The organism is Candidatus Brocadiia bacterium, from assembly GCA_041658285.1.
Taxonomy (GTDB): Bacteria; Planctomycetota; MHYJ01; order JACQXL01; family JACQXL01; genus JBBAAP01.
Window position 1 is genome coordinate 57804 of record JBBAAP010000006.1, and the last position, 26224, is coordinate 84027.

Annotated in this window: 20 protein-coding genes and 2 tRNA genes; 12 read left to right on the forward strand and 10 right to left on the reverse strand. The window is 51.7% G+C overall.

The window, feature by feature from the left end; translation table 11 throughout:
• The first annotated feature begins 2 nt into the window (after nucleotides 1–2).
• Nucleotides 3–2153, forward strand: coding sequence for a S41 family peptidase (locus WC980_07100; GenBank protein ID MFA5794817.1), 2151 nt, complete (start codon nucleotides 3–5; stop codon nucleotides 2151–2153).
• A gap of 1 nt (nucleotide 2154) precedes the next feature.
• Here WC980_07100 and WC980_07105 read toward each other — a convergent pair whose 3' ends face one another.
• The 8 genes from WC980_07105 to gspG are packed head-to-tail and all read right to left on the reverse strand — an operon-like array spanning nucleotide 2155 to nucleotide 8750.
• Nucleotides 2155–4152, reverse strand: coding sequence for a DUF1570 domain-containing protein (locus tag WC980_07105; GenBank protein MFA5794818.1), 1998 nt, complete (start codon nucleotides 4150–4152; stop codon nucleotides 2155–2157).
• Between the two features lie 17 nt (nucleotides 4153–4169).
• Nucleotides 4170–4715, reverse strand: coding sequence for a type 4a pilus biogenesis protein PilO (pilO, locus tag WC980_07110; protein MFA5794819.1), 546 nt, complete (start codon nucleotides 4713–4715; stop codon nucleotides 4170–4172).
• Between the two features lie 7 nt (nucleotides 4716–4722).
• Nucleotides 4723–5706 carry a PilN domain-containing protein gene (locus tag WC980_07115; protein ID MFA5794820.1) on the reverse strand — a complete coding sequence of 328 codons (984 nt, stop codon included), beginning with the start codon at nucleotides 5704–5706 and terminating at the stop codon, nucleotides 4723–4725.
• The gene (pilM, locus tag WC980_07120; GenBank protein MFA5794821.1) at nucleotides 5652–6185 is read right to left on the reverse strand and encodes a pilus assembly protein PilM; all 534 of its coding nucleotides are present in this window, start codon (nucleotides 6183–6185) and stop codon (nucleotides 5652–5654) included. Before pilM ends, WC980_07115 begins: the two co-directional genes overlap by 55 nt.
• A gap of 31 nt (nucleotides 6186–6216) precedes the next feature.
• Nucleotides 6217–7251: a general secretion pathway protein GspK gene (locus tag WC980_07125; protein MFA5794822.1), complete on the reverse strand. Its 1035-nt coding sequence runs from the start codon at nucleotides 7249–7251 to the stop codon at nucleotides 6217–6219.
• The gene (locus WC980_07130; GenBank protein ID MFA5794823.1) at nucleotides 7248–7895 is read right to left on the reverse strand and encodes a prepilin-type N-terminal cleavage/methylation domain-containing protein; all 648 of its coding nucleotides are present in this window, start codon (nucleotides 7893–7895) and stop codon (nucleotides 7248–7250) included. Before WC980_07130 ends, WC980_07125 begins: the two co-directional genes overlap by 4 nt.
• The gene (locus tag WC980_07135) at nucleotides 7862–8281 is read right to left on the reverse strand and encodes a prepilin-type N-terminal cleavage/methylation domain-containing protein (GenBank protein ID MFA5794824.1); all 420 of its coding nucleotides are present in this window, start codon (nucleotides 8279–8281) and stop codon (nucleotides 7862–7864) included. Before WC980_07135 ends, WC980_07130 begins: the two co-directional genes overlap by 34 nt.
• A gap of 46 nt (nucleotides 8282–8327) precedes the next feature.
• On the reverse strand, nucleotides 8328–8750 hold the full coding sequence (gene gspG, locus WC980_07140; protein ID MFA5794825.1) for a type II secretion system major pseudopilin GspG: 423 nt from the start codon (nucleotides 8748–8750) through the stop codon (nucleotides 8328–8330).
• On the opposite strand from gspG, the gene WC980_07145 reads away from it, so the two are divergent.
• The 3 genes from WC980_07145 to WC980_07155 all read left to right on the forward strand — a co-directional run bounded on the left by WC980_07145 (nucleotide 8751) and on the right by WC980_07155 (nucleotide 10984).
• Complete coding sequence (locus tag WC980_07145; GenBank protein ID MFA5794826.1) at nucleotides 8751–8882, forward strand: hypothetical protein; 132 nt, start codon at nucleotides 8751–8753, stop codon at nucleotides 8880–8882.
• Nucleotides 8879–9997 (forward strand): alpha/beta hydrolase, encoded by a 1119-nt coding sequence (locus WC980_07150; protein MFA5794827.1) that lies wholly within the window; start codon nucleotides 8879–8881, stop codon nucleotides 9995–9997. Before WC980_07145 ends, WC980_07150 begins: the two co-directional genes overlap by 4 nt.
• Nucleotides 9998–10144: 147 nt before the next feature.
• Complete coding sequence (locus WC980_07155) at nucleotides 10145–10984, forward strand: Bro-N domain-containing protein (protein MFA5794828.1); 840 nt, start codon at nucleotides 10145–10147, stop codon at nucleotides 10982–10984.
• Between the two features lie 78 nt (nucleotides 10985–11062).
• On the opposite strand, the gene WC980_07160 is transcribed toward WC980_07155, so the two are convergent.
• Nucleotides 11063–12598, reverse strand: coding sequence for an aromatic amino acid ammonia-lyase (locus WC980_07160; protein MFA5794829.1), 1536 nt, complete (start codon nucleotides 12596–12598; stop codon nucleotides 11063–11065).
• A 284-nt stretch (nucleotides 12599–12882) separates the two neighbouring features.
• Between WC980_07160 and WC980_07165 the strand changes: the two genes are divergently transcribed.
• Entirely contained in the window at nucleotides 12883–15987 is a 3105-nt protein-coding gene (locus WC980_07165) for a fibronectin type III domain-containing protein (GenBank protein MFA5794830.1), read from the forward strand.
• Nucleotides 15988–16792: 805 nt separating this feature from the next.
• The gene (locus WC980_07170; GenBank protein MFA5794831.1) at nucleotides 16793–19018 is read left to right on the forward strand and encodes a glycosyltransferase; all 2226 of its coding nucleotides are present in this window, start codon (nucleotides 16793–16795) and stop codon (nucleotides 19016–19018) included.
• 5 nt (nucleotides 19019–19023) lie between these two features.
• Here WC980_07170 and rnpA read toward each other — a convergent pair whose 3' ends face one another.
• Entirely contained in the window at nucleotides 19024–19437 is a 414-nt protein-coding gene (rnpA, locus tag WC980_07175; GenBank protein ID MFA5794832.1) for a ribonuclease P protein component, read from the reverse strand.
• A 192-nt stretch (nucleotides 19438–19629) separates the two neighbouring features.
• On the opposite strand from rnpA, the gene WC980_07180 reads away from it, so the two are divergent.
• From WC980_07180 to WC980_07205, 6 genes are all read left to right on the forward strand, one after another.
• Complete coding sequence (locus WC980_07180) at nucleotides 19630–21021, forward strand: HEAT repeat domain-containing protein (GenBank protein ID MFA5794833.1); 1392 nt, start codon at nucleotides 19630–19632, stop codon at nucleotides 21019–21021.
• 82 nt (nucleotides 21022–21103) lie between these two features.
• A tRNA-Pro gene (locus WC980_07185) sits at nucleotides 21104–21179 on the forward strand.
• 236 nt (nucleotides 21180–21415) lie between these two features.
• Nucleotides 21416–21799, forward strand: coding sequence for a RidA family protein (locus tag WC980_07190; GenBank protein ID MFA5794834.1), 384 nt, complete (start codon nucleotides 21416–21418; stop codon nucleotides 21797–21799).
• Nucleotides 21800–22115: 316 nt separating this feature from the next.
• Nucleotides 22116–22191: transfer RNA gene (locus tag WC980_07195), tRNA-Pro, on the forward strand.
• 304 nt (nucleotides 22192–22495) lie between these two features.
• Nucleotides 22496–23929, forward strand: coding sequence for a hypothetical protein (locus tag WC980_07200; protein ID MFA5794835.1), 1434 nt, complete (start codon nucleotides 22496–22498; stop codon nucleotides 23927–23929).
• Between the two features lie 35 nt (nucleotides 23930–23964).
• A complete protein-coding gene (locus tag WC980_07205; protein ID MFA5794836.1) occupies nucleotides 23965–26223 on the forward strand; it encodes a hypothetical protein in 2259 nt (752 codons plus the stop codon).
• Nucleotide 26224 lies beyond the last annotated feature (1 nt).

Below are 26224 nucleotides of genomic sequence, written 5' to 3' on the forward strand. Positions count from 1 at the left end.
TTATGAAAAAGCAGCTGATGTTTGCGTTGATGTGTTTGGTCCTGATATCCGTTGCCTTTGCCGAGGATGCGATAAATCCCGGTGAGTCAATGAAGAAGCTGGAGGCGTATAATGCGGCTACGGAAAACGCCATTGAGACCTCTGAATTCTGGGCCACCGTGCGCGAAATAGAATCAGTCGGGAACCTGTCGCTTCTGGTGGTTGAGGACGGGCTTAAAAACCCCAGCGTCAACATACGCCTGGCCTGCGCCCGGATACTTTACCGGCTGGACCGCCAACCCGAAAGCATCAGCGTTTTTATCGGCATCATAAAATCACAAGGCGCCGGGAAGGCCGGCCTGATAGCCGCCGAGCTCCTAGGCAGCCTGGTCAGGTACAATCAGCCGGAAACAGCGCCCCGCAAAGAGCTGGTTGACGCGCTCCGTGACATACTGGAATCTTCGGTGAATACTTACCAGCGGTTGGCTTTAAGCAAACTGCTTTACCAGCTGACCGGCGAGCCCAAGGCCGTGGCTAATGTCCGGGAGATACTTAACCAGAAAGACCCGAACCTGAAATTAGCCGCCGCGCTGGCCCTGGCCGATATGGACCAGTTTGAACGGAGCAAGGAGGTTCTCAGGGAACTCAGCATAGACCCGACCGAAACCGGCCGGATGGCAAGCCTTTTCCTGAAATACAAGGAGCTTCAGGACTATTACCAGATGCAGGAAAGTAAGGGGTCGATGGGCAATAATTACCAGCTTTTGGATGAGATACTTGGATTGGTTAAGGAACGATATGTGGATCCGAATAAATCAAAAGACAATAAAATACTTATGGAAGCGGCCGCGGCCGGTCTGGTCGGCAGTTTGGACAGATTTTCCTCATACCAGAACGCTGATGAACGGCGCAAGGCCCAGGAGTCGCTTAATATGCGTTACGGCGGCATCGGCGCCTATGTCAATGTGCGTGATGAATACCTGACTATCGAGCGCCCGATGTACGGCTGGCCGGCTTACAAAGCCGGGCTGAGGTCGCTTGACCGGATAACCGAAATAGAAGGTGAATCCACCCGGGGCAAGGATATGGAATACCTGGTCAATAAACTCAAGGGAGACCCGGACACCCAGGTTAAAATCAAGGTTTTCCGGAGGGGTTGGACCAAGGAGCGCGACTTCACCCTTACCCGGGCCATCGTCAACGTTAAGACCGCCCGGTACGAGATGCTTCCCGGCCAGGTCGGTTACCTGTTGATTACCACCTTCGGCGACAAGACCGCCGATGAGGCCAAGAGTTGTTTGGATGCCATGACCAAACAGGGCATGAAATCATTGATAATAGACGTGCGCCGTAACGGAGGCGGGTACCTCAAGGCGGTCATCGAGATTCTTGATCGCATACTGGACAAAGACATGATTCTGGTTACTACCCGTGACCGGCAGGGCAATGTGGAAGAATACAAGTCAGTAATGCCTGATAAAATAGATGTGCCCATTTACGTGCTGGTTGACGAATACTCGGCCAGCGCGTCGGAGATACTGTCCGGCGTTCTTCAGGACCATAAAAAGGCTGTTCTGGTCGGTAAAACCACATTCGGCAAAGGCAGTGTTCAGCACCTTTTTGAGCTTAAGGCTCTTGACCCGCACCCGGTGTTGAGAATGACTATAGCCTTGTATTACCTTCCTACCGGCCGTTCTATACATAAAACTAACGGAGTGGGCGGATTGGAACCGGATATCAAGGTTTCTGAGACAGAAAGGGACTTGTCCAAGGATTACGAGTTCAATAAACTGCTCGATTCCGGACAACTGGATAATTATCTTAATGACAACTACGCGGCCTCACAAAAATTATTCCAGGCATTAGCCGATGATGACGGTATGGACGGCAATCGTTACCCCAAGTTTGACGAGCTCTACCAGAATCTTAAGACCCGCCTGGAGAAGGAAGAAGTTCGCCAAGCGCTTAGGCAGCATATCCGCCGGCGCGTCGCGGACGAACGCGGGCAGGAATTTTTGATTGACCTGCAGGATGACCTGATTCTCCAGCGGGCTGTTGTTGAGGCGGTAACCAAACAGAGCGTCAACCCGGCGTCAATACCGATGTATGCTCCGTTTGCAAATAAGTTTGATAAGTCCAAGGAAGTTCAGCCTCAGGAGCCGGTCAAGAAGTAAATCAGTTGAGAGATTTGGTGTAATCTTTCCACTGCGCTTCCATAATCTCCACCTTGGTTTTGAAGGTTTGCTCGAAGATATCGATGTGCTGTTGAGCCGTCAGGCTGGGGTTATTTCGGAAGTAATTGATATACGCCTCCAGTTCGTCGGCGTAAAAGCCGTCCCGCCAGTTGAACAAGAAATACATCAGGCTCCAGCCTTCGGCATAATAGCCGCCGCCTTTATATTTGTCAGAGGTGGTTGTGATGAAATCGCCGAGCTTTACGTAATTACCAGCCTGTAAGGCGTATTTAATCTCGGCCAATCGGCCTTTGTTAATAAGATTAGTTTTAAGGTTTTCTCCTTCGAATTTACTCGATTCGTAATAAGTGGCCAGGCCTTCGTTAACCCAGATGGGCACGTTGATTTTAGTGCCCAGCATCAGGAATTGGTGGGTGCCTTCGTGGAGCAGGACCATGCTGGTGTTGAGCAACGGATTGGTCTGGTAATAAGCCATAATCAATCCGCCCGAGTTGTTACCGATTTTACGGGGTGAGAAAAATCCGCCCGTGTCTTTCATGCCTCCGTTATAGTAATATTCTTTCTGGTTCTTGTACACCAGCACATCAAGTTTGAATTGGAAGTCGCCCATCAGCTTGAATATCTTCTTGAATTCGTAATAGAGGCATTCCATGACGTAACCGATGTCGTTGAGCGCGTCCTGTGAAAGGTTGGTCTTGACGCTGTAATGCGGCGTGGTTTTGGTTCGGGCAAGGTTCCAGGCCAGCTGTTCGGTGTCGGCGCCGGGTTTATCAATTACGCCCTTGGGCGCCAGATTGGCTTTAAGCGCCTCCAATGCCTTGGACTGCGCGTCCAGCCGGTCTTTTTCCTTGGCTGTGACCCAGCGGTCATGGAACTTGACCAGCCCTTTCAACTGCATCATCTGGTCGAAAGATATCCAGGCGCCGTTGTATTTTACGTAGCCGCGTTCCAGTTGATATTTGTCCTCGGGCCGGACCCACTGGCTCTGGTAAATAACAAAGCCGCCCTGGGGGATTATGCCGCCGAATTCAGGGTCATACCGGGACAGGATTTCGTCTATCCAGGTTTTTTCCTGCGGACTGCGCTGGAAATAGGAAATCAGTATTTGCTCGCCGTCCGATTCCAGATTATGGTTGTAACAGAAAATGGCCTTGTAAACCTGGTCTTTCCCGGTAGTATTAGGCAGGAGTTCATAAACAATCCGGGGCTGGATATCCTGCCACTGGCGGTAGTATTTGCTCCCGGTGGCGCCGGCGATTTCGCCTTCGATGCCGGTCTCGTCGGCATTGGTTACCCAAATTTGGAGAGTATCGAAGCTTATTTTCTTACGAGAGATGCTCCCGGTTTTATTGACCTGTGGTGTAAGCGAGCTGATAATGTTCTGGAATACTTGGCGCGTGCCGGTCAGTTCATTAAGGTAAGCGCTGGTTTCCTTCTTTAGGCGGCTTATGTCAGCGGCGCTGGAATTGGTGATGGACTCGATCGGGATAACCTCCTTGTTGTAGAAATCATTTCCCAAAGAGATGGCTTCCTGGTATTTGAACCGTTTTATCAGACCGATGATTTTAGTTTTGGTATCGGACCATTTGCTCATTGCGTTTTGGACCCGTTGGTTTGACCCGGCGGATGGTTCGGAAGGCTTTACGGATTGGTCGGCCGGTGTTTGGGGCCTGGGCTGGGCTGATATCTCCGGCTTTTCGGGCGGTGGAGCGACAGGTTTGGTGGCAGGGTCAGTTACCGGGGTTGGCTCGGGATTCCGGGCCGGCTCCGGCGCCGGTTCGGGATTGTCTGCGGGCGCTGGGACTTCCGGCAGAGCGGGCTGGTTGGTTGTCATCGGCGAGATTTCGACAGGGCCTTTAGGTAAAAGTATCCCCAGTAGGCCGACAGCTGAAACCAGCAATCCGGCCATGAAGATTATTATTATGGTGCTTTTGGATTTGCCGGGTGCGGGATTTTCGTGATTAGCCGGAGAATGCATACCGTTTTGTTACCGGGCTATTGTATAAAAGTTTCGTATATGGTAATTGACGCCCGGAGGGTGTCCGATCTTTTGACTTTTGGGCTGAGCTCTATTTTCTCGATGTAGATTATTCGCTTCTTGGTGTTGAGTTCGTAAAGGAAATTAACCAGTTGGTTCATTTTGCCTTCGGTTTCCATACTGACCACGTAGTATTTAGTCTTGACGCCCTTGTTGTCTTTCTCCTCGATGGCCGGTTTATTGCTGACAATGACTAGGCTCCAGTTATTGGCCAGTTCGGTTACTGTTTTGATCAGGTCGCCCAGCATATCGGCGTCGGATTTAGGTTCACGGAAATACTCCTTGTATTTCTCGTATTTATCGTTAATGGCCTTTTCACGGCTGAGGACAGTTTTGTCATTATCGATTTCCTGTTTGGATTGTTCTATCTGGCTGTTTAAGGTGCTCAGTTTATCGCGCATGGGCGAAATAATGAAGCGCATTATCAGGAAAAATCCCACTGTGATCAATGTCACGTAAAATAGCGTCCGTTCCCGGCTGGACATTTTGGATAGAAACTTCATACTTTAATTATTTTGCCGGTTCTGTTTTGGAATCTTTAAATCCGCAGGCGATTTCAAAATTGATAACTTCTTTTATAACCGTTCCTTCTTTGACTGCCTGGATTGCCATTGATTTTATTTCAACCTTATTGAAATAAGATGATTTTTCCATCTGTTCCCTTAGAAAAGTTACGTCGTTACTGGTGTTGGCCACACCCCGGATAATCATCCGGCGCTTGTCCCGTCCGTATTCGTAGGTGGTTGTTTCGAAATATATCGTATCCGGGGTGAGTTTTTGCAGTTCGGCCAGCGATTCCAGGGGCATTTTCTGCTGGCGCAGGTAGTTGTCCACCGCTAGCGTTTTCTTGTGTTTCTGGCTCAGTTCCACGGCCTTGGAGTGGTGCTGGTCATAGTATGACTTGAGCTTGGTGGTAAACGAGGTCTTCAGCCATATTTTCTGGCCGAAGATGATGGTTATTAGGACTAGGATAACGATAACCAAGGTGCCCAGCTTGATGACGTCGCGGCTTTTCTCGGCTACGGATTGCTGGAGCTTTAATTCCTCCGGCGTCAGGTCTATCCTGGTTTTATTATATTTGAGCCCTGAGATTATAACGGCGTGGAAAGATACGTCCGGAGCAGCGGCCGCTTTTTGCTCTTCGGCCTCTTTGGCAATCGGAACCAGTCCGGACCATGGTTCCAGTTTGGGCAGAATGCCGGTGGCATCGCGGACGATATTCCCGAAATCTGCCTTTTCGGTCGCGCCGGTGACTATCAGCTGACTGACACTACCCATGTTCTCGGTTTGGTATGCCTCCAGCGAATGGCGGATTTCCTCCTGGCATTTTTGTATATATTTATCGTGGTCGTAGATGAGCTGGTTGGCGCCCAGCGTGATGATTCTCAAGAATATCGGCTTGCCGTTATGGACGACGCTGAAATCCATGTTGCCCGAATCTATATGAAGCACCCCGACCGGGTTGTCTGACTGCTGGGTATACCATTGGGACATGGTTTCGGTGGAAAGACCACTTTCTTGACCCTCAACCCGGACCGCTCGATGATATCCAGATTTTTCTTGATGTGGTCGCGGTTGACGATGACCAGCAGTACCCTGGTATATCCGCCCTTGAATACCCCGATCGGCAGGTAGTCGATGATGATTTCATCGCGTGAATACGGGCTGTGCCGGCTGGCCTGGAGTTGGATAATCTGTTTTATCTCGACCGGGTCGGTTGAGGGCAGTTCGATGTTCTTGGTGATGGTGAACCGTCCCGGGATGACGCTGATTACGTTGGGCGTCTTGATTTTGTTAAGAGTGGTGAAATTGCGGATGAATTCGACAATCTGGTCGTCGCTGGCCGCCCGGATATCGTTGCTGGCGAAACCCAGCAGTTCCGGATTATTGCCGGCCTGAAGGTGGGCTATTTTTATCACCTCGGCGTTGATTTCTATGGCCAGTGTCGTCTGATTTTTAAATAATAGGCTCATATGAAGTTATATATTTTATATCGGCTATGTCCTACTCGTTCCAGTATAAAATCTTACCATTTCGCTTTATAATGCAAGTAATAGTCCGGCTATTTTTAGGGTCATCGGCCGCGCCGGTGAATCCCTTTATTTGTATCCGAAAATGGTTTGATTTGGTGATGATGGCGTTGGTGGCCACCAGGTTATTGAGCGCCTGCGATTCGTCGCTGGTCAGCGGGATGGCCTGGTTGATGACGCTGACGATGGATGACATCTCCACAAAAGACCGGTCGTCCTCGGTCTGCCTGGTTTCATCCGGCCCGTTGCGGTAACGGATAACCTTATTGGCCAGCTCATCGCTCAGGCCCAGGGCCATAAATACAGCGCCGGAAGCCGTATTTATGTTGACCCGGCCGTCTCCGTATACGGTAATGATATCCCTGACTTTATCGTAGATATCGTCGGTAATACCCTTAACCAGTAGGAGTTCCTCTATAAAATCAAAGGGTTTGTTCTTGCAGGGGTAGGGGTTGGATAATGACTGGTAATAATTATTCTCTGCGCCGCCCTGGCGCTCGTTGCTGTCCTCGTCACGCCAGTCGATTATGGCGTTGGCGATGGACTCGGCCTCGGACGGGGTCAGCAGGTCGTACCGGTTCTTAAACAGCGTTTCCAGCACCTTCTGCGACGCGGTGTTGATATTGATGCTGCTTTCCTCGTCGTGCATACCGTATGATATGCCGCCGTCCGTCCAATTGAAAGAAATGCTGAAAAAGGCGCTGCCTATAGGCTGATTATTGAATAATTCGGCGTTGCTGCACCAGAGTTCGTTAAGGGTGTCGTAATTATTGGCCTGGGTGTCTTTCTTGATTTCGGCTATGGCCTGGTTGATGCCCGAGCAGGCGGCGATGTACGCCTGGGCCCGTTCCCGGTAGCCCTGGGCGAAGAATATCCGGTCCGAAACGATGCCGGCCAGGGTCATGGCGAATATGGTCAGGATAAATATCACCCAGACCGTAAAAACCAGGATGCTTCCTTGCCCGCTGCGGCGGGGTGGCGCACTGCGTTCACAACCTATAATATTCATCTTTGCTCGTTCTTGGCCGCTTTGGACAGCGGTATGTATATGGTTCTGGTAAAAGTTTTGTCCTTGGTTTGGATTTCTATCTTGACCGTCTGAGGCAGGAAACCCTGCTCCGAGGAGCCGGCGGTTTCGGTTTTTACGAAAGAGAAACTGACATCCTTGAGTTCGGTGAGCAGCACCTGGTACTTATCATCGGTCAGGCGCTTCCCGTAAACACCTTGGTTTCGTGATAACTCGCCTTTGTCGGCGTTGAACCAATAGCTTATCCAGCCCGGGCGGCCGAATGTCTTCGCGGGTTCGGCCGGTATTTGGTCTGATGCGGTGGTGTTTTTATCCTCAGTCGGGGCATTGACCATGGCCGGGAAGGTCATTCGGCGGTTATCGCAGGTAAAACCAATCGGCGCGAAATTGAGCATGCCGGACAGCTCGCGGTTAATCCGTTCGATGTTGAGATAAATGTTGTCCGTATTGCTCGCCTCGTAAGTGGCGTTCCAGACCGTAATGCCGGAATTAAAAACCGAATAGACCGACATCATCACCATGGCGGCCAGCACAGAGGTGACGATAAGCTCCAGGAGCGTGAACCCGGCTTCGGTCCGGCCGAGATCGGGTTTTATTCCTGCCGAGGTATTGTGTAATAAGTCCATGTCATCTGTCCCTTGCGGTGCTCTCCCGGCCCCTGCCATTTCATATTCAGGATTATGGCTTTCAGTGACGGGTAAGCGTCATAGGCGTTTCCGGTCAGGTCTTTTCTTTCGATGGTCCATTCGAACAGCCGGTTATTTTCCGACAATTGCTCGGTTCCGCCCGAACCGGTTGATTCCTCCTCGAACTTCTGGATTTGCTCCAGCGCCAGGACGGTGCAGCGGTTATAATTCTCCGCCGCCACCTTGCCGTCCATACAGCCGATGAATGCCTGGTAGATGCTGATGACGCTGATGGAAATGATAATGACGGAAACCATTAACTCGATGAGGGTGAACCCCTTGGCCGGTTTACGGAAGCCTGATTTTGGTTCGGAATATTTGTTCATCAGGATATTGGGTTACGGCCGATAAAAGCAGGGCTTGTAACTTGGTCTACTGTGTTGTTTTCCAGTTACCGACGTCGTCCTCGGTGCCGTCTTTGCCGTCCGGGCCGGTGGACCAGATATCAAAACGGTCCTTATTATGTTCGCCCGGGTAACGGTATTTATATTCTTTTTTCCAGGGGTCGTCCGGGTCGTTAACCAGATAGCGCTTGGTCCAGTTTGACGGCACCGGCGTGGAAGACGGCTTTTCAATCAGTGCTTTCAGCCCCTGTTCGGTGGACGGGAACATGCCGTTATCCAGAGAATACAGGTCCAAGGCCGTTGATATCGTGGCGAAATCAGCCTTGACCCTGGCGTCATAGACTTTCTTCTCCTGGCCGACGAAATTACCGACCACCACTGATGCCAGGATGGCGATGATGACAGCCACCAGCAATAATTCAATCAGCGTGAATCCTTTTTCATTCTTCATATGATTACTCCTTCTTTTAACACCGATAATTTAGCCCATTACGGCAAAATTGTCAATGTTTTTATCGTAATGCGCGGCGCTTGGAATAATTCTATTGACACCGCCGGAATGCCGGGCATAATACGCCTGTGATAAAAGAGCGTCTCCGGTTGTTTATGGCCGATATGCTGACCCGCAAGCGGCTGATATTTATTGCAATTTATATCGCGGTATTGTCCGCGGTTGTTTACGCCCGGGGGCTAGCCCTGGCCGGGCTTATTTCCGGGCGCTACAGATTCAGCTCGTTCCTGTTCGATGTCATTGCCTTAGGCTTGATTCTTATTCTGCTTCATATTTTTAGCTATGGGGTCAGGCGGGCCGTAGCCGGAATAATCAAACCCAAAACCAGGGCGCGGAAACTGGTGACCGGACTTCTTCATTTCGGAATTGTTGTCTTTATCGCCGGCCCGTTCTTATTCGCGGCCATCCAGTTACACCCGCAAAAAGTCTCGCCCAAAGGCACGCCGGCCGATGCCGGACTCAAAAACTATACCGACGTATCATTCTATTCTGACGGCATCCGCCTTTCCGGCTGGTTTATCCCGGCCGGACAGTCCAAGAAACCCGTGATACTGGTTACGCACGGGCTGGGCGTAAATAAGGAAAACTTCCTGAAACCGGTAGCCATGGTCCACCAGCTGGGTTACAACGCCCTCATATGTGACTTCCGCGCCCACGGCGACAGCGGTGGTTATCTGACCACCTTCGGCATAAAGGAATCACGAGATATCAAGGCCGCTTATGATTGGATAACCCGGACCTGTCCCGGTGTTCCGGTTTACGCGCTGTCGTACTCTATGGGCGGGTCGGCCGTTATCCGGGCCGCGGCTGAATACGGTATTTTTAACCGGATTGTCATAGATGCCTCGTTCGGCCAACTGGAAACCGTCGCCCGGGCCAAGGTGCTCAAGAACTTTGGGCCGCTGGCTACGCCGGTCTGGTATCTGAGTCGGTTCTGGGGATGGGTCTGGACCGGGGTGGATATCGCCGATAACCAGCCCGAAAAACTAATGCCCCGGCTGGACGGCCGCCGTGTGATGATTATCCATGGTACCGCCGACAGTTTCATCCCTTATACCGAGTCAATCCGGCTTTATGAAGCCACAAACCGCAAAGCCCAACTATGGCTGGTGGATGGCGCTGACCATGTCCAGAGTATGGACCAGCCTGAATACAAAACACGCCTGAAGAGTTTTTACGGTGATTGATGATATTGTAAATACTTGATTAATTCGGTAGGATTAGATATATTAAAGCCGCTTCGAATCCATAAGTTAGAGTTACCGCTTCCCTTTAGGGGTTTATTTCGGCGGGATTTTAGTCTTAGTGATATTGAGATTCCGGAAGGAGTAAATATGAATAATGAACTTACCCCCGCAACGAAAATAGCTATTTTCCGCGGACGAAAAATCCGCAAGGCATTGCATAAAAACGAATGGTGGTTTGCCATAGAAGATGTAGTTTTAGCGCTGACTGATTCAACTAACCCGAAAGATTATATCAATAAAATGCGCTTAAGAGATGAGGAATTAAATAAAGGGTATGGACAATTTGTCCATACCCTTCAGATTAGCACGGCCGGTGGCCCACAAAAGATGAACTGCGCCAATACCGAAGGCATTTTCCGCATCATCCAGTCCATTCCCTCGCCCAAGGCCGAACCGTTCAAGCGCTGGCTGGCTAAGGTCGGTTACGAGCGGATAAAGGAAATAGAAGACCCGGAAATCGCCACCAAACGCACCCGGGCATTGTATAAGGCCAAGGGTTACCCGGACGACTGGATAGAAAAACGGATGCGCGGCATCGCTATCCGCGAGGAACTTACCGATGAATGGCAAAAACGCGGCGCGCAAGAGGAAAAAGATTATGAAATCCTGACCTCGGAGATATCAAAAGCCACCTTCGGCGTCACGCCCAGCCAATATAAGGAACTAAAAGGACTGCAACGGCAGAACCTCAGGGACCATATGGATGATTTCGAGTTGATATTCACCATGTTAGGCGAGCGCGCCACCACAGAAATTCACCGCACAGACGATTCCCGAGGCGTGCCGAAGCTGAAATCGGATGCCAAAACCGGCGGCGCGATAGCCGGCAATGCTAGAAAACAATTAGAAAAACGGCTGGGTAGGTCTATCGTTGCCAAAACTAATTATCTCAAACAAACGAAAGAACTGAAAAAACTTCCTAAATGAAGGTGGGTGTTCGTGGTACCGAGCCTGCTTGCATCCTAGAACGCCATAGGAATAAAAACCACTCTGTGATTCCGAGACTTATTCCAGATTGCCGACGGTTTTTTCTACCGCTTCAAGAATCTCGCAGGATTCGACCACTTCCATCATCTTGGTGTTGTCCGGGTAAAGCGGCCGGTCCTCGTCGAGGAATTTTACGTGGCGGCGGACGACCTCTCTGGCCGTCTGGGTGCCTTTGCCGAACTGGTATTCGCCCTTCCTCAAATCGAGCGCTTGTGTCGCGGCTATGAATTCTATGCCGACCACGCCGTAGGCGTTCTTGAGAATCTGCTTATTCTTGATGGCAGTGTTCATGCCCATGGATACGAAATCCTCCTGGTCGGCGGCGGCCGGTATGGATTGTATGCAGGCCGGCATGGACAGAATTCTTTGTTCGACGATAAGCGAATCGGCTGTGTACTGGGAAAGCATCAGGCCAGAGAACAGCCCCGGGTTTGTGGCCAGGAACGGCGGTAATCCGACGCTCAGCGCCGGGTTGGTCAGCCGGTTGAGGCGGCGTTCCGAAAGCACCGACACCATGGTGACGCAGGCGCCGGCCATATCCATCGGCACGGCCACCGGCGAGCCCTGGAAATTGGCGCCGGAAAGCTGGAGGTTCTTCTCGGCGAAGAAGATGGGGTTGTCGCCCACGCCGTTGAGCTCTATCTCGACCTGGGAACGGGCGTAGGCCAGTGCGTCGTGCGCCGCGCCGATGACCTGCGGCGTGGAGCGCATCGAATAGGCGTCCTGGACCTTGCACTTCATCTTGCCCAACTGCAGGTCGCCGCCCTGGACGCACTTAAGGATGGCGGCCGCCGAGCGGACCGCGCCTTTGAATCCCCTGACTTCGTGCAGCAGGGGCGTATAAGGTTTCATATTGGCCTTGAGCGCCTCAAGCGTCATGGCGCAGGCGATTTCGGCCTGTTTCATCAGCCGGTTGGCGTCGTAAAGGAAGATGGCGCTCATGCCGGTCAGGAAGTTAGAGCCGTTGATGGCGGCCAGACCGTCGCGCGCTTTGAGCCCGGGGATGGGAATCCCGGCCGCGTCCATCGCCTCTTTACCTGGCATCAGCTTGCCTTTGTAATAGGCTTCGCCTTCGCCCAAGAGCAGAAGGGCTATCTGCGACATCGGGGCCAGGTCGCCGCAGGCGCCGACCGAACCTTTTTGGCAGACATAGGGCGTGACGCCCTTGTTGAGCAGGTCGACGAAGGTCTGGGTGATTTCCAGGCGGTTGCCCGAATTGCCGTGGGCGTGGACGTTGATGCGGCCCAGGATGGCGGCCCGGACGAATTCCTCCGGAGCCGGTTCGCCGATGCCGGCCGCGTGGTTATAAACCAGGTATTTTTGGAATTGTCCCACCTCTTCGGCATTAAGGACCTTCTCCGAGAACTCGCCGATGCCGGTAGTGATGCCGTACATAATTTCGCCGGCCGCTATTTTCTTATCCAGCATAACCCGGCAGGCCTTGATGCGCTTGACGGCCTCGGGGTCGAGCTCGACCGGGCGTTTGTGCCGGGCTACTTCGACCACGTTTTCTATCTTAAGGTTCTGTCCGGTAATGATTAAAGGGTTCGCCATAACTCCCGTCCTTTCATTCCCCTGTTCGGGGATGTGTACCTAAAAGTTGTTGATAAATATTTCTGGATGATACTCAAAGCATAAGAGTAGTCAAGAAAAATATTACCGGATAGATGATGCATAGCAATAACATCCTGGAGAGTTAACCGATATTTATGGATAATGGATAAATAATATTGCCCGAAAATAATATTTTCCCTTGACAAAATTGCCGGAAGTGTTACATAATTAAAACAAGGTTCTTTTGGCAGTGCTTTAATTCGATAATCCGATGGAGGTGAATCATGCGAAACCGTTGGATGTGGATTGCCGCAGTTTTAATATGTGTGGCATATATAACCAGCTTCAATTACGGCGGTTGCGGAGTAGCTAATCCTGACACAGGCAGCAGTGGTTCGCTATTGCCCACTGCGCCGTCAGGACTTTTCGCGGTAATCGCGTCTTCATCCCAGGTCAATCTTTCATGGCAGGATAACTCCGGCAACGAAGACGGCTTCAAGATAGAGCGTTCTGTAAATCAGGGTACTTTCACCGAGATAGCCGTTGTTGCGGCCGACACCCCTGTTTATTCTGATACCGGGCTTATTGACGGAAACACCTACTACTATCGGGTCAGGGCGTTTAATACGCGGGGTAATTCCGCTTATTCCAATACTATCGCAGTGACGCTTCCTTTAGCCGCACCAACAAACCTCAGCGTCACCGTTAATTCCGCTTATGCCATTAGCCTCGTCTGGACTGATAATTCCACCAGCGAAGACGGGTTTATGATAGAGCGCAAAACCGGCGCCGGCGGCACCTATGCCTTTGCCGGTTCGGTACTGGCTAATATTACCGCCTACACCAATACCGGCCTTTCTCCATTGACCACTTACTATTATCGGGTAAGAGCGTATAACGGTGATGGGCAGAGCTCATATTCTAACGAACCAAGCGCCACCACGCTGGATGGACCTGCATCTCCCAATGTCCCGTCCGGCTTGACTACTACTGTAGTTTCTTCATCACAAATTAATCTTATCTGGGCTGACAATTCTACAGATGAAGACGGGTTCAAGATAGAACGTAAAACGGGTATTGCTGGAACATATATATTATGTGTGACACTACCTCCGAATACAACCTCTTATTCTGACACTGCACTTACTCAGGGTACAACTTACTACTACCGCATATATGCCTATAATACGATTGGTAATAGCGGCTATTCTAATGAAGCGGCTGGAACGACTATTGCCGTAGTAACCTGGGCGCAGGTCGCCGTCGGCGCGGAGCACACCGTTGCCTTAAAGACCGACGGCACCCTCTGGGCCTGGGGATATAATGGGTGGGGGCAATTAGGTCTGGCTGTATATGATAATAAAAATACGCCGAACCAAATAGGTTCCGAGAACGACTGGGCCCAAATAGCCGCCGGCGGAAATCATACCTTAGCCATTAAAACCAACGGTACCCTCTGGGCTTGGGGAATTAACAATGCCGGCCAATTAGGACTGGGCGATACGACCGACAGGAATACGCCCACCCAGGTTGGTGCCGATACAGATTGGCTTGTCCTGGCAGTTGGGGTTTCCCACAATATGGCACTCAAAACAAACGGAACTGTTTGGAGCTGGGGAGGTAATTCAACAGGTGAATTAGGCTTGGGCGACACGACCGACAGGAATACTCCCACCCGGATAGGAACAGCCTCTGACTGGGCGGAGATTTCCTGCGGTGGCTGGCACACCCTTGCCCGGAAAACAAACGGCACCCTCTGGTCCTGGGGATTTAACGGGTGGGGAGGGTTAGGAGTGGGCATTACCTCGAATAAAACCACGCCTGTACAGATAGGCACGGATACAAATTGGGCAAAAGTCCGCGGTGGCCATAAATATACGATTGCGTTAAAAAACAACGGCACGCTCTGGTCTTGGGGACAGAATGATAACGGCCAATTGGGCTTGGGCGACACGACCACCAGATATGTCCCAACCCAAATAGGCAGCGAAAACACCTGGCTTCAGATATCTGCCGCGCCCTTTTCGTTTCCGACAGATATTTTTGGCGGGCACACCCTGGCCATAAAAAACAACGGCACCCTCTGGGTCTGGGGAGAAAACAATTACGGCCAGCTAGGCTTGAACGATTCTGCCAATCGAAACATTCCGACCCAGGTTGGAACCGATACCGACTGGCTTGAAATAGACGCCGGCGCTGCATACACCATCGCCCGGAAAACCAACGGCGCTCTTTGGGCCTGTGGTATCAATAGCAACGGGGAATTAGGGGTAAATAACCAGTTTAATTACACCGGCCCTCATCAAATCGGAACCGATACCGATTGGAGCCAGATTGCCACGGGCAGTTCCCATACTATTGCGCTCAAAAACAGCGGTGCCCTCTGGGCCTGGGGCGAAAACGGAAGCGGTCAATTAGGCATGGCAGACGAAACAGCCAGAATCATACCGACCCGGATAGGCGTCGACATTGACTGGAGCCAGATTGCCGTAGGTGCGAATCACACCATCGCCACCAAGGCTAGCGGTATACTCTGGGGCTGTGGTTTTAACTCCAATAACGAATTAGGACTGGGTAGCGATACGACCAAGAAAACTTCCCCGGTCCAGATAGGCGCTGATACAAACTGGTTGGCTGTTTCTACCAAATGCGGGTTCGTCATAGCCCTAAAGACCAACAAGACTCTCTGGGCTTGGGGATCAAACGGGTATGGACAACTAGGTTTGGGGTTTGTCTCCGATCCGATAACGACACCCACGCAGGCTGGGGCTGATACCGATTGGGCGCAGGTCACGGCTGGCGGTAATTATCAATTTCAACATGCCGTTGCCCTAAAGACCAATGGCACCCTCTGGGCCTGGGGACAGAACAATTACGGCCAATTAGGCTTGGGCGATACGACCAACAGAAATACCCCGACCCAGGCAGGAACCGACACCGATTGGTCCAAAATAGCCGCCGGTTACGCATACACCATCGCTCTCAAGACCAATGGTACCCTCTGGGCCTGGGGCGAAAACTGGTTTGGTCAATTAGGCGATGGTACAAATGTATCTAAAAACATTCCGACTCAGATTGGCACCGATACCAACTGGCAACAGATCGCCTGCGGTTACTGGCACACCCTGGCAATCAAAACAGACGGCACACTCTGGGCCTGGGGGAAAAATAGCGTTGGTGAATTGGGCCTGGGCGACACGACCGACAGGAATACGCCCGTCCGGGTCGGCTTTGATACGGACTGGGCAAAAATCACGGCCCACGGTAATAACGGACACACCTTAGCCATAAAAACTAACGGCACCATTTGGGGCTGGGGCGATAACACCTCTGGCCAATTAGGGACAGGCGACCCGCACAGGTACATCCTTACTCAGCTTGGACAGTAGTATTTACCGGTGACACACACCTAATTATTTACCGGTGACACACACCTAATTTCCTAATCCGCCTGCCAGGCTCATTTCCGGGCATTATTTCCTAAGAATAGCCCTCTTTTCGCCCAAATCCTCATTTAATTCGAGATAGAGGGGGGGGGAGATACCTACCCCCCTCCCCCCTAACCCCTAATACCTGTATCGAAAACCCCTATAGGGCGTATCGAAAACGGGGATAGGCTGTATCGAAAACCCCTATAGGCTATATCGAAAACGGGGGTAGGGCGTATTGAAAACCCCTATAGGTCATATCGAAAACGGGGGTAGGCTGTATCGAAAACCCCTATAGGGCGTATCGAAAACGGGGATAGGGCGTATCGAAAACCCCTATAGGCCATATCGAAAACGGGGATAGGCTGTATCGAAAACCCCTATAGGTCGTATCGAAAACGGGGGTAGGGTGTATCGAAAACCCCTATAGGTCATATCGAAAACGGGGATAGGCTGTATCGAAAACCCTTATAGGCCATATCGAAAACAGGGATAGGCTGTATCGAAAACCCCTATAGGGCATATCGAAAACAGGGATGGTCGGTATAGATAACTCCTGCTAGCTTTTGTTATCCGGCTTGTTATCGGGACAATTTGGGATCTTATTGCACTTGTCGGCGCATTTATTTCGATTAACGTTTGGTTACGTGGCTATATAGAATGACAATAGACTAAAGACTATAGACCATAGACCAGAACATCTTATTCGCTACGCCTTGATACAAATATATTGTCAAAGCCGGACTAAGAATTATACTAGGCTGGCATGAAAATTCTGGTGGTGACTAATATGTTCCCGGTGCCGGACCGGCCGGCCTTCGGCATCTTTATTAAGGAACAGGTGGAATCCCTGCGCCGACTGGGCGCCGAGGTGGACGTGCTCTTTATTGAGGGCTACCGGAGCAAGCTCAATTACATCAAGGCCATTTTCGAACTGCGCCGGCGTATCAGCCGCACCAAATACGATCTGGTCCACGCCCATTACGGCCTGTCCGGCTGGGTGGCCCGCCTGCAGTGCGCCGTGCCGGTGGTGGTTAGCTTCCACGGGGATGATTTGCTCGGCACTCCGGTACAGATTACAGATTCCAAATCCCAGATTCCAAATTTCAGATACAGCTTTACCAGCCGGGTGCTGGCCGGATTGAACAAGATAATGGCTCGTTTATCCAGCGCAATTATCGTCCAGTCCGACGCTATGTGGCGCAAATCGGGGCTGGCCTCGGCCCAGGTAATTCCCTGCGGCGTTGACCTGAACGTCTTCCGGCCCATCGACCGGGCCAAGGCGCGCCAGACGCTGGGCTGGGACTCTGCCCGGAAATATATCCTCTTTCCCTCTGACCCGGTCATCCCGGTAAAGAATTTCGGGTTAGCTGAGGCGGCCTTTAAACTGGCCAAGTCAGCCATACCCGAAGCCGAGCTGGTGACGCTGGCCAAGGCGGAGCCAAGAGAGCGGATAGCGCTTTATATGAACGCGGCCGACGCGCTGGTGTTCACCTCGGTGCACGAAGGCGCCGGGCTGGTGGTCAAGGAGGCGATGGCCTGCAACCTGCCCATAGTTTCCGTGGACGTGGGTGATGTCAGGGATGTGATTCAGGGCGCAACCAACTGTTACATTACACCGCGACAGCCGCAGGCTATGGCCAACCGGTTGACGGATATCCTTAAGAATAGCCAGCGCTCCAACGGACGGGAAAGGGCCGAGCGGTTCGAACTCAACCATATCGCTGGCCGGATTCTGGAATTATACTCGGGCATAAACAAAACCCCGGCAATCAGTCAGCCCGTAACGGTTGCCGGCGCCAGAACCGGAGGCCGGGTGCTGATGCTGGTCCATTCGTATTACCCGTACGACCCGCGGGTCAGGCGCGAGGCCGAGGCTTTAAGCGACCGGGGCACCGGAGTGGATATAGTCTGTCTGAGAAATCAGGATGAGCTGTTGCTTGAGACTGTCAACGGGATAAATGTTTACCGCCTGCCGGTCAGCCGCCACCGGGGCAGCGGGTTGGTGACCTACCTGACTGAATATCTCAGCTTCTTTCTGCTGGCTTTATGGCAGTCAACCAAGCTGTTCATCCGGAACCGATACCAGGTGATACAGGTGCATACCATACCGGACTGGCTGGTCTTTAGCGCATTGATACCGCGTTTTTTGGGCGCCAAAATAATCCTGGATATGCACGAGGTAATGCCGGAGTTCTTTAGCTACCGGTATGACCTTTCGGCCGGGCATCCGGTAATCAGGCTGATGCGCCTGTCCGAGCGGATGTCAACGGCATTTGCCAGCCGGGTCATCACGGTTTCGGACGGACTGAAGGATATCTTGGTTGCCCGTGGCGTGCCGGCCAACCGCATAACCGTGGTGATGAACTCGGCCGATGACCGGCTATTTAAGTCAGAAATCTCCCGCCGAGGCAAGGCGCAGAGAGATACGAAACCTGAATTTGTCCTGGCCTATCACGGCCTGCTTTCGGACATCTACGATTTGTCCGTGGTTTTTCGGGCGCTGAAAAAACTCAAAGCCCGGATACCGGGTATCAAGTTCCTGGTTATCGGCCATGGCCCGCAGGAGCCCGAATACCGGGCGCTGGTGGACAGCCTGGGTCTGGGGCAGGCGGTGGATTTTTTGGGTCATCATTCGCAGGAGCAGGTGGTGGGGTTGCTGGCCGGGGTTGACGCCGGCATCGTGCCGCTCAACGGCTCGGAGTTCACGCACCTGGCATTCCCGACCAAGCTGGTCGAATACGTGGCGCTGGGCATACCGGCCATCACGGCTGAACGCCGGACCGTGGCGCACTATTTCGGCAACAGCGGCGTCAGTTTCTACAAGCCGGACGATGAGGCCTCGCTGGCCGAAGCCATATGGGCACTTTATCAACAGCCGGACAAGGGGCAGTCGCAGGCCCGGCGCGCGCTGGAGAGTTATTCCAGGATATCCTGGGGCGTGATGAAGTCTCGCTATTATAATCTGGTAGATGGATTGAACGGCCGCTGAACGTGTTACTTCCCGGTTGACTTGGACATCAACTCGACCATACTTTTTTGCACCTCGGACAGTTTAAGCGCCTTTATTTTTGCATCGAGCTTGCGCTCGGACACGTCCAGCTTGGTATTATGGACGACGGCCCGGTCATACCTGAGCCGGACGACTATGTCCCAACCCTGTTTTGGTTCGGGCGCGGGTTTGTTGAGCCGGAACGATTCGCGCAGCAGGCGTTTGATGCGGTTGCGCCAGACGGCCAGGTGCACCTCCATTTTGCCGATGGCCAGGCCCAACCGGCAGTAATCAAGCCCGTTCGGCAGGGTGTGGACGAAAAGCAGGTCGTTGCTCAGGCGCCGGCCTTCCTTGAAGACCTTCTGGAAATCCCGGTTATTTATGAGCCGTTCCTGCCGGCTGAATCCGTTTGCTTTCATAAAAAGATATTATATTCCGCTGTTTGCTTTGGCAAGTTATTTATCTTGACCATATTAGAGATTTATTATACTTTTTGACAGGTGTTTTTGTAATAAAAAGAGCAAGGGGCGTGCCCCGTTAGAAGTATAGGTAAATAAACATACTTCTAACGGGGCGAACGAAATATTATCCTCATATAAAGGAGATGGCTTATGAACAGAAAGCTTACATTAGTATTAACCGGCCTGATGGTTTGTTTGGTGGCGGCGGTGGTTTTCGGGACGGCTGTTTCCGACGAGGACTGGAAGCAGACCCAGAAGCAGTTCACCGAGTCCTACGCCAAGGCCAAGGCAGGCGCCGAGCGGGCCATTGCCATACAGAAACTGCTCGATTCGGACCATCCCGAAGCGGTCAAGATGTTGGCCAATACGATTATGCCCCGCGAGCTCAAGGAAGAAGACGCTCTGGTGATGGAGACGATAACCAATGCGCTGCTGCAGTTAAGGGATGCCAACGCCGTCAGCGAGGTCATCAGCGCTACCAAGAAATCTGCCGGTCCGGCCCGGATAATCTGGATGCGCTCGATAGCCAAATACGAGAACCCCGAGGCCAGGGTTGTCCTGCTGGAAGGACTGAACAGCAGCGATATGGCCGTAAAGATGGCAGCTATTGACGCGTTGAGCGAGACTACTCCGCCTGAGGCATTTGCCAAAGTGATGGAAGCGCTCGGCTCCAAGACCTGGGAAATAAAGGCCTGTGCCATAAGCTATATGGCCAAGCTCCAGAACGAAGAGGAAAAGAAAAAGGCGCTGGAAGCATTGCGGAGCATGCGACCCAAAGAGACCGGCCGGTTCCGCAACGATATCTCCGAGGCGATTAACATACTGGCCCAGTCGACCATGGCCAGCAAAGAAGAGGGCAATAAGACCTTTGCATTCTTTAACATCCCGCTCGAAGGCGACGTGGTTTTTGTGGTTGATGTCAGCCTGTCCATGAAGCAGGGTCGGACCAAGGAAGGCCCGACCCGGTACGAGGTTTTAATCCGGGAGCTAAAGAAATCTATTGACATGATGTCGCAGATAAAGCCTCCGGTTAAGTTCAACATCATCGCGTATTCCGAAAAGGCCCAGGAATGGCAGCCGTCGCTGGTGCCCATAACCAATGATTACAAAAATGCGGCTTTGAAATGGATTGACGAGTTAAAGCTGGGGCAGTTCACCAACATTTACGATGGTCTCGAAACGGCGCTGGTCGGCCAGAACAAGGGCGGTCAGAAAGCCGTGGTCACCGGCGGCAGCGGCACTCCGTCGCCTTATACCATATGCATTCTGACGGACGGCAAGGCCAACCAGGGCAAGTACACCGACCCGAACCAGATACTGGCCGCGGTCCGGGCGCTCAACAAGACCCGCAAGATACGGATTAACACCCTGGCGCTGGGCGTAGGCGCCGATTCCGGCATGGGTGGCGGAATGGGCGGAGGCGGCGGGCCCGGAGGCGGTGGTGGTCCGGGCGGCGGACCGCCGGCTGGAGCATTCTCCATCGATACCGAATTGATGAAGAAACTGGCCGAACAGAACAACGGGGTTTATAAGGAATTTTAGGATAATTCACCACAAAGACACAAAGAACACGAAGGTTTAATTTATCTTCCTCTTTGTGTCCTTAGTGCCTTTGTGGTGAAAACGGGGCGTAGCGCAGTCTGGTTTAGCGCGCCTGCTTTGGGAGCAGGAGGTCGCCGGTTCGAATCCGGCCGCCCCGATATAGAGTCACTTGGAGTCCCGCCGAAGCGGGGTAAACTGTGCGACTTAGTGACTCTTATCCCGATGAGCGCAAGCGAAATCGGGGTATAGTTTTGATATAAGATTCTCCGAACGCAGTCATCCCGAAGATATTCGGGAGGACGAATGAGGTTAGAAATTCTTATCCCGCAACTATCCCTGTGGAATAGATGCGGGGTATATTTTTAATATTAATTGTAAATCAGAAAGGTGTGATATGGACAAAAAGATTATCAAGACGAACAAGGCGCCGCTGGCCATCGGGCCTTATTCCCAGGCAGTGCTGGCTGACGGTTGGCTGTTTCTTTCCGGGCAGATACCGATTGACCCGGTCAGCAACCAGGTGGTGGAAAACGATATCACCAAACAGTCCGAGCAGGTGCTGAGCAATATTAAGGCGGTGGTAGAGAGCACCGGCGGGACGCTGGACAATATCGTCAAGGCCAGTGTTTTCCTCAAGGATTTGAATGATTTCGCAGCCATGAACGCGGTTTACCAGAAATATTTCACAAAGGACTATCCGGCCCGGTCCACGATTCAGGTAGCCAAACTGCCCAAGGATGTATTGGTCGAGATAGAGGTTATTGCCTGCCTGAAATAGGGCAAGAGCATTTAGGCGTATTTTATCTTGACCCCGTTGGAGATAAGTGATATTAATAATTATAGGTGTCTGCGACGATAGATAGCCTGGTAATAGAACAAAAAGTATTTAGCCGTTGATATAATATCTCTAACGGGGCGTGGCTCAGTGGCGCTAAAGACGCCGGGGCGCAAAATAGCGCCACCTGGTTCAGAGCGTGGCATCGCGGCGCCAAGGTCGATGCAATATTATACCTACAGCAGGGCCGAAGCGGTCAGGTTAGAATATAAAATAAAGAAACGGGGGGATTAAAAGGTTCCTTGAGGATATCTAAAATCGGGGCGTGGCTCAGCCTGGTTCAGAGCGCTTGGTTCGGGACCAAGAGGTCGGTGGTTCGAATCCACTCGCCCCGATTTTAGGTAGTAATTATCCTTAATTTAGAGTATTTTGATGTTACGCTGGGGTTACTGCATGTACGGAGCAAGGCCAACCGTATAATTCCCATCTATTTAATCACTCAAATATTTGTGCTGGAAATAATTGACTTTTTTGATATATAGAATATTAATATACTCTGGCAGTTTGAGCGGAGCGAATTATCTGCCAGGTATAGTCGGCTGATAACTCACTACGTTCTAACAGCCGAACTATAAATAGAGGGAATTAAACCAAAAACAGCATAAAGCATAAGTTAAAATATTTATAAGGAGGGTAATTATGAGGACAGAAAAACAAACTAGCAAGCTGGTTATACAGATGATATTGATGTTGTTAATAGGCGTGGCGCTTTATGCGGCGGATGACGCCAAGATAAAACTGACGGACAGCACCGGCGTATCCGAATTCGCCATCCAGGATTCGGGAAGCAATGCGGCTTTCCGGGTGGATTCTGACGGTAATACCAAACTTTATACCCGCGGGGCGAGCGCGGTGGAGTTGCGGCTCTATAACAGCGCCAATACTTTTTACGGCGGATTCAAAGTCCCGGCCTTAGCGGCCAACCTCGTTTTTACATTGCCCTTAAGCTTCGGCTCAACCGGCCAGTGTTTGGTAGACAACGACGGCGCTGGTACATTATCCTGGGTGAGTAAGGAGAACGCCTTGACCTTTAATGCGCCACTGTCACGGGCGGTGGATACAGTTTCTCTTGCACAAGCCAACGGCTCAACCAACGGTTATCTTTCTTCGGGCGATTGGAGCACTTTTAATAGTCATGTTAGCAGCACCAGTAATCCTCATTCGGTTACCAAGGCGCAAATAGGGTTGGGTAACGCGGAAAATACTGCTTTATCTACCTGGTCCGGTTCTGCTAATATTACAACTGTTGGTAACATCGGCACCGGTACTTGGCAGGGGACGACCATCAAACAGCCGTATTTGGCGTTAGGTACAGGAGCAGGTGATGCCAATACCTTGACCCTGCACGATTTCCTGACGGGCACGCCGACAGATGGTTATATCCCTAAATGGAATAGTGCGGGCGGGAACTGGGTCTGGTCAGCGGATGCCGGTGGCGCCGGTAGCGGGATTACCAGTTTGGGAGGTCAGACCGGCGCGGCCCAGACGTTCTCAACACCCAATAATACGCTGAGTATTTCCTCGGCCACCAATAACCACGCTTTCAGCGTAACCTATGGTCAAGCGACTAATACCGCTTTGCAGGGCTCGGAACGTAACTCAGCCAACGGCGTGGCACCGCTGGATGCCAGTTCACGGTTGCCCATTGCTAATCTACCAACCGGAACTATTGTATTGCTTTATTATGATGAAGCCGATTCCACCGAAACGAGCAACTCGACTGTTGAAACGACCGTAAAGTCATGGTCGCTCCCGGCCAACACTTATTCCAGAATAATCATAGAAGCCGAGGTGCAAGGACGGCGTTTTGCGGATGCGGTTGGGAACTGCGATCTGACCTGGCGGTTTAAAGAAGGCGCTACTACACGTAAAACCCTAATTTGGAGGAATGGCGGTGATAACAGCGGTAGCGCTGCGGAGCCTTTTAATACACGGCAGTCTGCAACGCTTAAGACAAGTTTTGCCGGCGGTCAGGGTTCAGCCACCACCTTAAGCATTACCGGGCAGATGAGCGTTGCCGATACAGCCCTTTATATGATGGCGCACAGCATCCGGGTTTACGGAGTAAAATAGCGGAATCCGAGCTGATACGTTTGTATCAAATAGATATGAAATATAGCCGGTTTATATTTATTGGTTGTATTCTTTTTGCAGCTGCAGCTCAGACAGCATTAGCCGCTGATGAGCTGACTATCAACGGTACGGCCAGCCTAACGCTTGATAGCAATGCCGAGATTATCGTTACCGGCGGAATTACCGGCACAGGCACGATTGCCTGCACCGGAGCAGGAGTTGTATATCTTTCCGGTGTCTGGGGCGATATGACATTCTCCCCGGGCAGCTCTACCGTTTATTTCAACGGTACCGGCCAGAATGTTCGGCTCGGTAGCGGCACGCCATATTTCTATAATATTAATGTCAGCGGGACCAATGCCGGCACGGCTTCGGGCTCTAATATCATTATTGCACCAAACGGTTCATTCAGTGTATCATCCGGCGGGGTTTATACCCTGAACGGTGGGCTGATAAGGTTCGGCAATAATGCGGCGCTGAACGTGGATGCGGGAGGTGTATTCACCGCTACCGGCAATGCTTCCATTACCACAACTACGCCCGGAACAGACAGATTCTTGTTCAGTGTTAATGGGCAAATAGGACTTGATGGATGTTTCATCACATCAACCAACGCCTCAGGGTTGAATATCCAGTCCGGAGCTACGATTAACCGGATTAAGGATGTTAAGTTCTATAATCATCCGGGTGGAGCAACAGACCGGTTTATCAGTGTAGCAATTGCTAGCTTGAATACGGATTTTAGGGGTTGTTGGTTTGATACGATTACGGCTGGCTACAATATTTATGCCACCGGTTCGGGGTCAGTGATTCGGCTGGAGAACTATGGTTCCGGCCCGGGCGGCGGCGAGGTCAAGGATTATGATAATGATGCCAATGATGACGGGCTGGCCGACAGCGGCGGGGCCGTGGTTATGTGGCTGCAGAGGTCGGTGATTGATACCGAAAGCGCCGGCGGAATCCAGGGTTATCCGACCATTGCCTTTGACCTGAACACCTACGCCTATTATTCCACCTATGTGGTCTCGCGCGACCTGACCGGTGTCGGTACCAATGACCGGGTTTATGTGATTGATGCGGATGGGACCATGAAATATTCTTATGATCTGACGCAGGCATACGGCGATATCGTATCGGCGCCGTGGTGGTATACCGAAGGCACGACGCATACCCTTTATTTCGGCACCACCGGCGGGTATCTTTTCCGGCTGGTTGATACCGGCAGCGCCTTGAACTTGACGGCCAGCTGGCCGTTGAGTGTTTGTAGCGAGGTAACTTCGGCGGTGATTTCGGACGGCGTCAACCTGTATTTCGGCGGGGTGGAGACAGGCGTGAATAAGATATTCAATTATGAGATTGCCAGCCGGAACCGGATGTTCGGGTTGAACTCGGCCCGGGTCACGGCCACTCCTTCCTGGGCGATAAACGGAGCGACCACCTACCTGTTTGCCGCCTCCGATTTTAATGTCTTAGCCAGCGGTGCTGACGGTGCAGTCAAAAATAATAAAACAACATTGACTTCGGTTACCGCAATGTTTTTAACTAATGGAGTAGCGGTTAATGATGTGGTGGTCATAAGCAGCGGCGTACAACAGGGGCGCTACAGGGTCGTTTCAGTAGACAGCGAAACACAGGTTACGACAGACCGCAGTTTTACGCCAGCCGAATCAGCGCTTACTTTTTCCATCGGCCGGACGCTTTTATACCGGGTTAATGTTACAACAGGACTGATTGACAAGGAAAACAAGACTGCCTTTAACCACATCCGCGCCCAAACCGTTTATTGGGAATGGGGCAGTGATATCGGGATTTATGCTGGTGATTGTTACGGTTATATGCAGGGTGTGTCGCCATTCTCGGCTAACTTTGACAACCTGACCGGATTCCCGGTGACTCATCCTTTGGGGCAAGCATCTGCAGGTACGATTACTTCAATGACAATGGTGATGTATCTGTCCCCTGATACCCGGATTCTTTACGGGGATACCGCCGGCTGGTTTTATGTGCGCAATATGGATGGCACGATTTATAATCCGGGGGCATCTTACCCTTTACAGCCGGACAGCGTCACCCCGGCCACGCCGATAGAATCGTCGCCTATGCCTGATTTTGCAGGGTCGATATATATCGGCAACAACAACGGCAAGGTATTTTTGATTAATGAAGCCACTCGTTCCGTGACTAAGACCTATTCATTCGGAGCGGGCATCAAAATAGGTGATATCGGTTATGACGCGGATAACGGCCGGTTCATTGTGCCGACCAGTAGCGGACGGGTGTATTATATACAATAAT